The organism is Chryseobacterium oryctis (genome assembly GCF_025971925.1).
Lineage (GTDB): Bacteria > Bacteroidota > Bacteroidia > Flavobacteriales > Weeksellaceae > Chryseobacterium > Chryseobacterium oryctis.
Map to the genome: position 1 here is coordinate 207107 of NZ_JAPDHV010000002.1, position 13083 is coordinate 220189.

Annotated in this window: 10 protein-coding genes; 5 read left to right on the forward strand and 5 right to left on the reverse strand. The window is 34.6% G+C overall.

What is annotated here, in order from left to right; genetic code table 11:
* Positions 1-37: 37 nt before the first annotated feature.
* From OH806_RS04655 to OH806_RS04675, 5 genes are all read right to left on the reverse strand, one after another.
* Complete coding sequence (locus tag OH806_RS04655) at positions 38-1258, reverse strand: aminotransferase class V-fold PLP-dependent enzyme (RefSeq protein ID WP_264742507.1); 1221 nt, start codon at positions 1256-1258, stop codon at positions 38-40.
* A gap of 158 nt (positions 1259-1416) precedes the next feature.
* Positions 1417-2052 carry a 50S ribosomal protein L25/general stress protein Ctc gene (locus OH806_RS04660; protein WP_264742508.1) on the reverse strand — a complete coding sequence of 212 codons (636 nt, stop codon included), beginning with the start codon at positions 2050-2052 and terminating at the stop codon, positions 1417-1419.
* Positions 2053-2108: 56 nt separating this feature from the next.
* On the reverse strand, positions 2109-3047 hold the full coding sequence (locus OH806_RS04665) for a ribose-phosphate pyrophosphokinase (protein ID WP_264742509.1): 939 nt from the start codon (positions 3045-3047) through the stop codon (positions 2109-2111).
* Between the two features lie 85 nt (positions 3048-3132).
* Positions 3133-4668, reverse strand: a complete 1536-nt coding sequence (locus tag OH806_RS04670; protein WP_264742510.1) for an SGNH/GDSL hydrolase family protein — start codon at positions 4666-4668, stop codon at positions 3133-3135.
* A gap of 9 nt (positions 4669-4677) precedes the next feature.
* The gene (locus OH806_RS04675; protein WP_264742511.1) at positions 4678-5913 is read right to left on the reverse strand and encodes an OmpP1/FadL family transporter; all 1236 of its coding nucleotides are present in this window, start codon (positions 5911-5913) and stop codon (positions 4678-4680) included.
* 280 nt (positions 5914-6193) lie between these two features.
* Between OH806_RS04675 and OH806_RS04680 the strand changes: the two genes are divergently transcribed.
* The 5 genes from OH806_RS04680 to OH806_RS04700 all read left to right on the forward strand — a co-directional run bounded on the left by OH806_RS04680 (position 6194) and on the right by OH806_RS04700 (position 13068).
* Positions 6194-7603, forward strand: coding sequence for a PSP1 domain-containing protein (locus tag OH806_RS04680; protein ID WP_264742512.1), 1410 nt, complete (start codon positions 6194-6196; stop codon positions 7601-7603).
* Entirely contained in the window at positions 7596-8060 is a 465-nt protein-coding gene (locus OH806_RS04685) for a gliding motility lipoprotein GldH (protein ID WP_264742513.1), read from the forward strand. Before OH806_RS04680 ends, OH806_RS04685 begins: the two co-directional genes overlap by 8 nt.
* Positions 8061-8066: 6 nt before the next feature.
* Positions 8067-10442 carry a transglycosylase domain-containing protein gene (locus OH806_RS04690; protein WP_264742514.1) on the forward strand — a complete coding sequence of 792 codons (2376 nt, stop codon included), beginning with the start codon at positions 8067-8069 and terminating at the stop codon, positions 10440-10442.
* A gap of 74 nt (positions 10443-10516) precedes the next feature.
* Positions 10517-12058: a protein adenylyltransferase SelO gene (locus tag OH806_RS04695; protein WP_264742515.1), complete on the forward strand. Its 1542-nt coding sequence runs from the start codon at positions 10517-10519 to the stop codon at positions 12056-12058.
* Between the two features lie 89 nt (positions 12059-12147).
* Positions 12148-13068, forward strand: a complete 921-nt coding sequence (locus OH806_RS04700) for a T9SS-dependent choice-of-anchor J family protein (protein ID WP_264742516.1) — start codon at positions 12148-12150, stop codon at positions 13066-13068.
* The last annotated feature ends 15 nt before the right edge of the window (positions 13069-13083 follow it).

A 13083-nucleotide genomic window follows, 5' to 3' on the forward strand; every position in this document is an offset into this window, starting at 1 on the left:
GGATTTTATTATTCATTATTTTGTATGATTCTTAAGTTTAAGACAGCATTCGTTGTGCTTTCTTTACTCCTTCAATTAAAGCATCAATTTCTTCAAAAGTATTGTAAACAGCAAAACTTGCTCTCACTGTTCCTGCAATATTAAAGAAATCCATAATTGGCTGTGTACAATGATGTCCTGTTCTTACAGCAATGCCCATTTTATCGAGAATCATTCCCACATCCGAAGAAATCCCCATTCCTTCAAGATTAAAAGACACTACCCCTGTTCTATTGGCTTTCTCACCATAAATTTTAATATTATCTAACTCCAAAAGATGCTTTTGAGCATATTCAAGTAATGCATTTTCATGAATCTGAATATTTTCCTGCCCTATTTTTTGAATGAAATCAATAGCAGCACCCAAAGCTATGTTTCCTCCAACATTTGGAGTTCCCGCTTCATATTTAAAAGGAAGTCCTGCATAAGTAGTTCCCTCGAAAGAACATGTTGCAATCATTTCTCCACCTCCGTGAAATGGCGGTAAATCTTCCAAAATTTCTTGTTTCCCATACAAAATTCCTGTACCCATTGGAGCATACATTTTATGCCCGGAAAAAACAAAGAAATCACAATCTAGTTTTTGAACATCAATTGTGAAATGAGGAGCAGATTGAGCACCATCAATTATAATGTAAGCGTCCGAATTTTTTCTTGTTTTAGCAATGATTTCTTCAATAGGATTAATAATCCCCAAAGCATTTGAAACCTGATTTACAGAAACTACTTTGGTTTTTTCACTTAAATATTTATCCAGATAATCCAGTTGAAGAATTCCGTTTTCATCAATAGGAATCACTTTTAATTTTGCTCCCGTTCTCTCACAAAGCATTTGCCAAGGAACTATATTCGAATGGTGTTCCAAATAAGAAATGATAATCTCATCATCTTTCTTTAACTTTTGAGTTAAGATATAAGAGATGAGGTTTAACCCTTCTGTTGTTCCTTTGGTAAAAATTATTTCAAAATCATTTTTAGCATTAATAAACTTTTGGATTTTTCTCCTCGAAAGTTCCATTTCTTCTGTTGCTAACTGACTTAAAGTATGAATTCCTCTGTGAACATTGGCGTTAAGTTCTGTATAATATTTGTGACAAACTTCTAAAACGGAGTTTGGTTTTTGTGACGTTGCTGCATTATCTAAGTAAACCAAAGGCTTACCATTCACTTTTTGATTCAATATCGAAAACTGACTTCTGATTTCCTGAATGTCAAACATTTAATAAGTTTTAAATTAAAACGTCCTTATTTAGAACATTTCAAATTTACGGCTTTTTTCTGAAAGCCTTGCTCAATTAATATGATTATAGATGTAATCTAAAAATAAAAACCTGCCAAAATTGACAGGTTTTATATGCTTGTTGAAATAAGTAATTCTTATTCTGCTGCAGTTTCTTCAGCTGCCGGAGCTTCTCCCGCTGCCTCTTCCTCATCGTCATCATCCATTGCTGCTGCACCTCCCTTCATCGCATTTCTAGACATCTTAACAGCTACTACAACTGCATTGTCAGGGTGCATGAAAGAATATCCTTCAGTTTTGATTCCTCCTACATAAAGTTTGTTACCAATTCTCAATGGAGTAACATCTACAACGATTTCGTCTGGTAAGTTTGCAGGAATAGCTTTTACTTTCAATTTTCTGAAAGACTGACGTAAAACACCACCAGCTACAACACCTTTAGAACGACCTGTAATTCTTACAGGAACTTCCATAATAACTGGCTTATCATCAGATAATTGATAGAAGTCTGCGTGAAGAATTTTGTCTGTGATTGGGTGAAACTGAATATCCTGAAGAACAGCTGGAATTACCTTCCCATCAACCTCAATAGATACCGTGTGTGCTTCAGGAGTGTATACTAAACCTTTGAAAGCTCTCTCTTCAGCAGAGAAGTTTAAAGGCGCTTCACCTCCATAAACAACACAAGGAACTAATTCAGCATCACGTAAAGCTTTTGTAGACTTTTTGCCCACGCTTTCTCTTTTTGTACCTTGAATTGTAATAGATTTCATTTATAAAAAATTTAAAAATTTGTTTTAATTTTATTTTGCAAACTATTGAATTTCAATTAAATAATAAATTTACTACTAATTGATTGGTGCTCGTGAACCATCTTCATAACGTCTGCAAATAATGGGGCGCAAGATAGCACTTTTATTTTAGATGACAAATTATTTTTAACAGGAATTGAGTCAGTTACAATAACTTCAAGAATTTTAGAATTCTCAATATTCTCATAAGCCTTCCCGGAAAGAACTCCATGAGTAGCCATTGCCCTTACAGATTTCGCTCCTTTTTCGATTAAGATATCAGCCGCTTTACAAAGTGTACCAGCAGTATCAATCATATCATCAATAAGGATAACATTTTTACCTTCAACATCCCCAATAAGGAACATTTCTTCTACAACGTTAGCTTTTTTTCTTTCCTTATAAGCTATAACTACGTCTGCACCAAGATGTCCGGCATAGTTCTTTGCTCTTTTTGCCCCCCCCATATCCGGAGAAGCAATAGTAAGATTTTCTAAATTAAGATCTCTGATATAGTCTACAAAAATTGTAGATGCATATAAATGATCTACCGGAATTTCAAAGAAACCTTGAATTTGATCAGCATGTAAATCCATTGTCATGATTCTTGTTGCTCCCGCTGCTGTTAAAAGATTAGCAACCAACTTCGCACCTATCGGAGCTCTTGGCTTATCTTTTCTATCCTGTCTTGCAAGCCCGAAATAAGGGAGTACAACCGTAATACTTTTAGCAGAAGCTCTTTTAGCCGCATCAATCATTAAAAGAAGCTCTAAAAGATTGTCTGCTGGAGGAAATGTAGAACCAATCAAGAAAACTCTGCCTCCTCTTACCGATTCGTCTAAAACCGGCTCAAATTCTCCATCACTAAATTCCTGAAAGTTGATTTTCCCCAATTCTTTCCCATAATATTGGGCTATTTTTTCTGCCAAGTCCTTGCTCGTTCTTGTAGAAAATAGATAACTTAACTGATCTGCCATTTTTACTTTTTAAAAGATTTTGCAAATTTAAAAAAAAACCACAAGAATCTCTCCTGTGGTCTTTAAGTTTTTATCTTTTAATATACTAAGGGAATTTTACTCCTGAGTATTTATTAGGATCTACTTGTGGTAATGTTGATTTATATTTAGCATTGATTGCTTTAATAAACTCATTTGCAATAATAGCATACCCTCTACCTGTTAAATGTACACCATCTAGAGAAAACGCTCCTCCTGTGACATATTTAGCAGAATACTTTACACCATCCCAAGAAATTCCAGACTTCCCGCTCAATTCTTTCATTTTTGCATTAGCATCTACAAAAGCATATCCATTAGCGTCTGCCGCTGCCTTAATAGTTGCATTATAGCTAGTAATTGCCGTATTTACTTCAGCTACCTCAGTTGAAGTCAGTACATATTTGTCCGCGAAAGGATACGCAATACCTCTAGCTCCCAAACTAGCAGGAACTCCAGCAGGTAAAGTTTCAACTGTTCCGATTGCTGCTTTTGCACTTAAAGGAACAAGATCTCCTTCTTTCGCTTGTCTAGCCTGTCCATACGTAGCACCTAGATAAGCAGAAAGAGCTACCAAAGTAGCATTTCCGGAATTAGCTGCTGCATAAGTAATCTGAGCCCCTAAATTCGGAAGGCTTTCGTCTTTAATAAGAAGCGGATTTGCAGCTGTTTTGCTTAACGGTTTAATTCTATCTCCAGCATTTAAAGCTGTTAAAATCTGACTTAGAGGCCCGTAAACATTTGCATTCAGGTTATCAATAGTAGCTTCACCAACAGCAACATTTCCACCACCTAAAACAGAAGATGTAAGAGGATTATAAGGAACTGTTGTAAGATTCGGAATTGTAGTTACATCCGGAATATTTGCGATTACACCTTTAGCATTCGTCGTTTTGATTTGTGAAACCAATAGGTTATAATATGTTTTAAACTGATCAGCCGGCGTTAAAGTTTCTACCGTTCCATCTGCTCCAGCTAATGCATAAAGTAGAGCGTCATTATTCCCAATCCATAAAGAGAAAAATGTTGGACTTTGACTAACAAAATCAGCAATTACAGATGTGCTTGGGCTTGATGCAAATCTAACAAAATACGGATTTGCCGTTGTTCCAATTCCAGAAATATTTCCATAACCAGGAGCTAGCAAATGAGCAACTTTAGCTCCAGGAACTCCCATATTATTGAAAGGACCTGTAAGTTTATTTGAAACATCAGTTGTAGGAGTATTATTATTTGCATTTTTAATATCAGGAGATCCATTTACAAAAGCATTAATATACTGCTTTGTATCTGCTATTTTCATTCCTCCTAAAAGAAGCCCACCATTATTATCCGCCATTAATGGTTGTTTAAAATCTCCTCCTCCTGCTAATTTCATTTGTGTAGCCAACATTAATGGATAAGATTCATTTTGCCCATCAATATATAATGCATTATCTCTATATCCAGAAGTTAACGAGTTACCCAGCGCAACATATTTGGAAAAATTAGCCTCTCCGTTAGTTACTTTAACCTCCGTTACATCTGTATCAAAATCTGTTTTGCAACTCTGTGTAAATAGTAAAGCTGTAACACCAAGAGTCGATATTATAATTTTTTTCATAATTTTCTATTAAAAAGGATTGTAAGATAAACCTAGACCTAAATAAAATGCTGTCGCTTTTGCTTGTCCATAGAAACCAAGATTTGCATTTTTCACATCTCTTGACTGAGGCATTGCATAAGCTCCCGCAATATCAACTCCGAATTGTTTCAATTTAAATCCTACACCTCCCGTTATAACATAAGTATTAAACGATGGAGTTTCAGGGATAAAGTTTTCATCGGTATAAGGAGCTTCATCATAATAAGCACCTAATCTTCCGAAAATCATATTACTAAATGCGTATTGAGTTCCCAGTCTGAAAGTCTTGGTATTTTTAAAATTTTTAGGATTCACTAAGACTGTAGGATCAGCTTGGTTTCCAATAGGAGCATTAGCAAAATCTAAAGTCAATTTACTATATCTTTCCCATCCGTGATAGTTAAAATCAGCAGAAACCAACCATTTTGGAGTGATTTTATAAGTCAAACCAATTGTATATTCTTCTACTAAAGGTAATGTTGCCTTAAAGCTATCTTGTCCATTAGCATCTAGTCCCAATAAAGCATATGGACTTGTAGAAGGGAATTTAAATGTTGCCTTTCCGTTTTTTGCCTTCATATCTATAGCCGAACGATAAGCAACACTCACATCAAGTTTGTCATCCGGTCTAAAATAGAAGCCAAAGCCATATCCATGACCACTTGCTTTTTCATCATTGATATTAAGCTCTCCGTTAAATTGTGTAACGGCTTTATCCCAGTCCACCTTTCCTTTAGCATAAATATAACTTGCTCCAAAAGACATCCAATCTGCCAGTTTCACAGAAACCATTGGTTGAAAATAGAAACTTTTTAGTTCCATTTTTTGAACTAATTCTCTTCCTTCCCAACTTTCAGGCCATTGAATTGTACTACCAAAAGGTGTAGAAAAACTAAATCCTAAAGACAACTTATCTATAGGTTTATATGCCACAGCAGCATAAATAGGTGTTCCAATAGGATTATCTGTTTCTGTACTTTGCAAGGTATTCAAATTCTGGAAAGTTACTTTATTACTTGCTCCAAACCCTCCAGCTACAATACTTAACTTAGAAGGAATGAATGACATACCCGCAGGGTTAAAGAATGTTACACTAGCATCTTCAGTATGAGCACTAGTATGTGCCATTGCTAATTGTCTTACCCCTTGCAATGAAACTCTAAAGCCCCCCGCATAAGATAAAACACCCGCCAACAATGCAGTTGATAATAAGATTTTTTTCATAAACTATTATTATATAATCCAAATATAAAATTATTTTGGTTACCCTGTTAATTAAATCTTAAAATTTTAAACAATATAACAAAAGAAAACTATGTTTAAAATAATAATTCAAGCATAATAAATCATAAACACATCATTACTAATCAATTAATAACACTTTATTCAACATTATTAAATTTTGTTTAATATTAAACAATCTTGTTTCCGAATATTTGTCTATTTTAGAATTACATAAAGATAAAAATATCTAAATTTGCAAATTAAATATAATATATAATATATGAGTTGTGGATGCAAAACATCCGGCGATTCTGCCCATTCTTGCGGAACAAAGAAAACCGCGAATGGCTGTGAAAGTGTAAATACCTGTGGTAATAGTTATAAATTAAGTGTTTTTGACTGGCTTTCTAACATCAACAACCCAACACCAAACAGGTGTGATTTTGTGGAAGTTAGATTTAAAAATGACAGAAAATCGTTTTATAAAAACGTAAACAATATTCCTTTACACATAGGTAGTGTAGTAACAGTAGAATCAAGTCCCGGACATGATGTAGGTGTGGTAAGTCTCACCGGTGAATTAGTGAAAATTCAGATGAAGAAGAAAAAGTCTTCAGAAGAAACTGCACTTAAAATATACAGGCTGGCCAATCAGAAAGACCTTGAAGTTTGGCAGGAAGCGAGAAAAAAAGAAGATAATGTAAAAATAGAAGCGCGAAAAATTGCCCACAAACTGAATCTTGAAATGAAGATTACAGATGTGGAATATCAGGGTGACGCTTCAAAAGTTACATTTTATTATACTGCAGACAACCGTGTTGACTTCAGACAGTTAATTAAAGAATACGCAAGTACTTTCCGTACTAAAATCGACATGAAACAAATCGGTTTCAGACAGGAAGCCGCAAAAGTAGGCGGTATTGGGTCTTGCGGAAGAGAACTTTGTTGTTCTACTTGGCTTACCGATTTCAGATCTGTCAACACAAATGTTGCAAGATATCAGCAATTAAGCATAAATCCTCAAAAACTTGCTGGACAATGCGGGAAACTTAAATGTTGTCTTAATTATGAATTAGACAGCTATCTTGATGCATTAAGTGATTTCCCTTCATCTTCAACTGTTCTAGAAACAGAAAAAGGAAAAGCATTTTGTATTAAAATTGACGTTTTCAAAAAGAAGATGTGGTTTGCTTATGTTGAAAACTCGATTGCATGGTATGATCTTGATATTGATTTAGTAAAAAAATTAATATCAAAAAACAAAAGAGGTGAAAAGACCATCCCTCTTGAAGATTTAAAACAACCTGATACACCTTTACAAACAATCGATCTTATTCAGGAAAATAATGTCGATAGGTTTGAAAAGAAAAACAGAAGCAATAACAAAAACAGGAATCAAAACAGATCTAATAGCAATAATCAACAAGGTCAGAAAAGAAACAACAGACCTGAAAAGCAAGATCGTCCCGAGAGAAGCGAAAGACCTGAAAAGCCTCAAAAACAGGAAAGACAGCAGCAAAATAACAATGTAAATTCTAATAACCAACCAAAACAGCAAAAGCCTCAACAGCCGAAAGTTCATTTGGAAAAAGTAGAAAATATACAAAGTTCTGATGCTGAGAAAAAACCAAACCCGAACAAGAAAAAATTTAAAAAGAAATTTCCTCCAAAAAAAGACAACAATGCGTAAAATTTTAGGATTATTTAGTCTTATCCTTTTCTTTAGTTGCAACTCTTCCTCAGAAGGAGAAGTTATAATGAATTCCGTTGATAACAAATGGAATAAGAAAAGTGAACAAAAATTTAATCTTGAAATTTCAGATCCGCAGAATCCTAAAAATATTATATTTGTTGTAAGAAATAACAATGATTATCCATATAGTAACATTAGATTCATTGTGAATTTCACTAATCTTCAAAGTAAGAAAAAAGAGACAGATACAATGAATTATATCCTTGCCAAACCCAACGGGGAATGGCTTGGTACAGGATTTGGTGACACAAAAGAAACTTTATTTCAGTACAAACTGAATTACAAATTTCCGGCGAAAGGAAAATATGAGATCGGCTTAATACAAGCAATGAGAAACGACAACCTTCCCGGGATTGAAGATATTGGAGTAAAAATAGAAACGGCTAAACCGTAATCATAAATGGAAGAAAACAAGCAAAAAACAGGAAACAAGGGAAGAACATTCCCCCTTCCTCCCAAAAAAAAGAATAATGCCTGGAAAAGATGGGTTAAATTTATCTGGATTGGGCTTATTGCAGTAGTTTTAGGTATTTCAGGACTTTTCTTTGCTGTTTCTCAAGGATTTCTTGGGGAAATGCCTGATGTGAAAGAACTTGAAAACCCAGACATCTATGTAGCATCTGAAATTTATTCTTCCGACGGGGTTTTATTAGGTAAGTTTGAAAAAGAAAAAACTCAACCAATTACCTATAAAGAACTTCCTCCATTTTTAGTATATGCCTTACAAGCTAAAGAAGACGAACGTTTCAAAGAACACTCAGGAATTGACTTACAATCTGTGGTAAGAGCAGTGGTTTATGGTGGGGGACGAGGAGGAGGTTCTACAATCACTCAACAGTTAGCAAAATTACTTTTTACAGGAGGAGCCTCTCAAAACAAAGTACAAAGAGCTTTCCAAAAGCTAAAAGAATGGGTAGTTGCCGTAAGTCTTGAAAAAAGATATACTAAAGAAGAAATTGTAACCTTATATTTCAACAAGTTTGACTTTTTATACAATGCAAACGGAATTGAAATGGCTTCAAAAATATACTTCAACAAGAAGACTTCAGAACTCACATTACCTGAAGCAGCAATGTTTGTTGCCATGCTCGAAAACCCGGTAAAAAACAACCCTATGAGAAACCCGGAAAGGGCAAAATCAAGAAGAGACGTTGTTTTGGAACAAATGTTAAAGACAGGTTATATCGACCAGGCGACTTTTGACAAAGGAATTTCAACTCCTATTACATTAGATTATCATCCAATTAAAAATATTAATGATGATTATTCTGCTTATTATAAGTTTTATTTAAAGAAAGAAATTGATTCCTACCTTAAGGATTATGAAAAGCAAAACGGTAAAAAATTAAACCTTTACAAAGATGGTTTAAAAATATATGTAACTCTTGACTCTAAAATGCAAAAATATGCTGAAGAAGCAATCAAAGAGCATTTAACAGATCTTCAAAGAAGATTTGATGCGGAACAAAGAGGTAGAAAACAAAGACCTTTCTATTATCTGAACGACAAACAAATCAATAGTGTTATGGTTCAGGCAATGAAAAGAACAGGACGTTATAAACAATTAAAAGCTGCTGGAGTTTCAGAAGATTCAATATTATTAGAATTCCATAAACCAATCAAGACTTCTCGTTTTACGTGGAACGGTGAAGAAGAGGTAGAAATGTCTCCATGGGATTCTATCAGATATCACAAACAAATCGCTCAGGCAGGTTTAATGTCTATGGTTCCTGGAACAGGAGAAATCAAAGCTTGGGTTGGAGGTATTGATTGGCAACACTTCCAATATGACCATATCAAACAAGGTAAAAGACAGGTAGGATCAACATTCAAACCTTTTGTATATGCAACAGCAATCATGAAATTAGGAATGACACCTTGCTCAACTGTATCGAACGGTACATACGACCACAAAGGTTGGCACGTTCCGGGAAGAGGCGGAATGTTGACTTTAAAAGACGCGTTAGCACATTCTCAAAACCCCGTTGCAGCAAGACTTATCGAAATGACAGGTGTTGATGCCGTAATTCAGACCACAAGAGATTTGGGAGTAACTGAAGATATTCCGAGAAACAATACGATTGCATTGGGTTCTTCTGACATTACAATTTACGAAATGCTTGGAGCATATAGTACATTTGCCAACTACGGAAATTACAATAAACCAGAGATGATTTGGAGAATTGAAGACGCCAATGGTAGAGTAATCAAAGAAGTAAACGTAGAGCCAAAAGAAGTAATGAATCCTCTTTATGCATACACAATGATCGAGCTAATGAAAGGTGTTGCACAATTTGGTACCGCTTCCGGAGAACTTGGTAGAAAAGGTATTTCTAAAGCTGTGGAAATTGCAGGTAAAACAGGTACAACCCAAAACAACTCAGATGGTTGGTTTATGGGAATTACGCCGAAACTTGCAACAGGAGCTTGGGTTGGATGGGAAGATAGAGCAACCCACTTCTATGGAACAGGTGAAGGACAAGGAGCCAAAATGGCACTCCCAATTTGGGCTATCTTCATGAAAAAAGTTTGGGCAGACAAAAGCTTGGGCATTTCTCCTGATGACAAATTCGTAAAACCATCAGAATGGAAAGATGGATGTTCAGATCTAAAAGGTTTGGGTGGAGGCTACGGAGATGATGGAGGTCTTCAGACAATCGACGAAATCAAAAATCCGAAACCTGTAGAACCAACCACACCTAAAAATACAGGTAAAAAAGAGGAGAATGTAAATGAAAATCTTAATACTTCCGAAAATATAGATTTCAATAAATAAATTCTCTTTTATAAATACATCAGACCTTTCAAACAATTTGGAAGGTCTTTTTTTATTATAGTATATTTGATATTATGAATATTGAAAACATAGAACAACCATTTATAAAAATATTTCCTGGAGACCTTTCAAGCAACCCAATGCAAAGAAATACTCCAAAAGTTTTATTTTCTACAGTTTCTCCAGTTGGATTTCCCAATCCGAAACTTATCGCTTTTAACAATGAACTATCCGAGGAAATCGGCTTAGGTAAATTTAAAGAACAAGACCTCGATTTTTTAGGTGGGAATAATCTTCCTAAAAATATTCAGCCTTATTCCACAGCTTATGCAGGACATCAATTCGGAAACTGGGCAGGACAACTTGGAGACGGAAGAGCAATTTTCGCAGGTGAAATAACCAATCAATTCGGAAAAAAGACAGAAATCCAATGGAAAGGAGCCGGAGCAACTCCATATTCAAGACATGCAGACGGAAGAGCCGTATTAAGATCTTCTGTAAGGGAATATTTAATGAGTGAAGCCATGTTTCATTTAGGAATTCCTACAACCCGAGCACTAAGTTTAGCCTTAACAGGAGAAGACGTTGTAAGAGATATTATGTACAATGGCAACCCCAAAGAAGAAAAAGGAGCTGTGGTCATTCGAACAGCAGAAAGTTTCCTCCGTTTTGGTCATTTTGAACTAATGTCAGCCCAAAGAGAATATAAAACGTTACAAGAATTAGCTGATTTTACCATTAAAAATTACTACCTAGAGATAACAACAGATGGAAATCATAAGTACAAAGATTTTTTTGAAATCATCTGTAAAAAAACAGCAGATTTAATCGTTGAATGGTTTAGAGTTGGTTTTGTACATGGAGTTATGAATACAGACAACATGTCAATTTTAGGGTTAACCATTGATTACGGTCCCTTTTCAATGATGGATGAATATGATTTAAACTTTACACCAAACACCACAGATTTACCTGGAAGAAGATATGCTTTCGGAAAACAAGGGCAAATTGCTCAATGGAATCTTTGGCAATTGGCAAATGCTTTACACCCAATTATTCAGGATGAAAAATTTTTAGAAAAAACATTGAACGAATTTGGAGACTATTTTTGGAATGCTCACGACAATATGCTTTGTCAAAAATTTGGTTTTGATAAGCTTTTAAAAAATGATGAAGAGTTTTTCACCAATTGGCAAGGCTTGATGCAGGAACTTCAGCTAGATTATACTTTATTTTTTAATCAACTTGAAAAAATTAACGAAAAAACTGATTTAAAAGCTCTTTTTGATGAGGTTTCATATACCATTCTAGATAATGAAAGAATTTTAAAACTTGAACTCTTCATTAAAAATTATTCAAAACGATTAGAAGAAAATTCTATTTCGAAAAAAGATTCAATTGAGCTAATGCAAAAAGCAAATCCAAAGTTCATTTTGAGAAACTATCTACTATTTGAATGTATTGAAGAAATTAATATTGGCAAAACCGATTTACTTGATAAATTAATTTTAGCATTAAAAAATCCATATCAGGAAACCTTCCCTGAATTTTCTAAAAAACGTCCTGCAAAATATGATAATATTATAGGATGTTCAACCCTTTCTTGCAGTTCATAACTTGCGAAATAATCATTATATTTTAATTTAATTTGTTTTTTTTTACATATTTTAATGATTTTTATTATATTTACAATAAAAATTATATCATGAAGAAATTTTTACTGTCTTTGAGTTTATTACTTACAGGGAATTTTGTACAATCCCAAACTACTTTACTAGATGAAGGCTTTGAGTCTTATACAGATTTCTCAATTTCCGGTTTTGGAAATTGGCTGACACTTGATTTAGACCAACTCCCTACATACACAGGAGGTGGGGGCTCTTGGGATAACGCTAACGACCCACAAGCGTTTATGATTTTCAACCCGACTACGGCAGGAGTAACAAACCAAGCGACTCCTACCATAGACGACGACGAAGTAAGGAACTTTGACCCTCATGGAGGACAAAAATATGCTGCTGCGTGGAATTCTGTTCCTTCAGGTGGTGTAGGTAATAATGATTGGCTCGTAAGCCCTCCTGTTACACTTGGCACAAGTAATAATACACTAACTTTATGGGTAAAGTCTTTATCAAACTCCTATGGATTAGAAAAATATAAAATAGGAATATATATTGGTTCAGGAACTCCGACTTCATCAGCTAATTTCACTATTATCTCTGGGGCTTCATCATTATTAGCTCCATATCCAAACTGGGAGCAGAAGTCGTATAACCTTGACACTTATGCAGGACAGACTATTAGAGTAGGTATAAATTGCCTTTCAAATGACAACTACATGTTTATGGTAGATGATGTAAAGATAACAGCCACGACCCTTTCAACAAATGAAACTTCGAAGGTAAAATCTCCAGTTTCTATTTACCCTAACCCTACAAAATCAGAAATAAATATTAAAACTGATAAAAAAATAAAATCATATACACTTATTGACGCAAATGGCAAATTGGCATTAAAAGCAGAATCAACAAGTGCAGATTTATCAATTCTTCCGACTGGAATTTATATTATGGATATTGAATTCACCGACGGAAGTAAAGTCTCAGAAAAAGTAATTAAACAATAATTATATTTATTATAA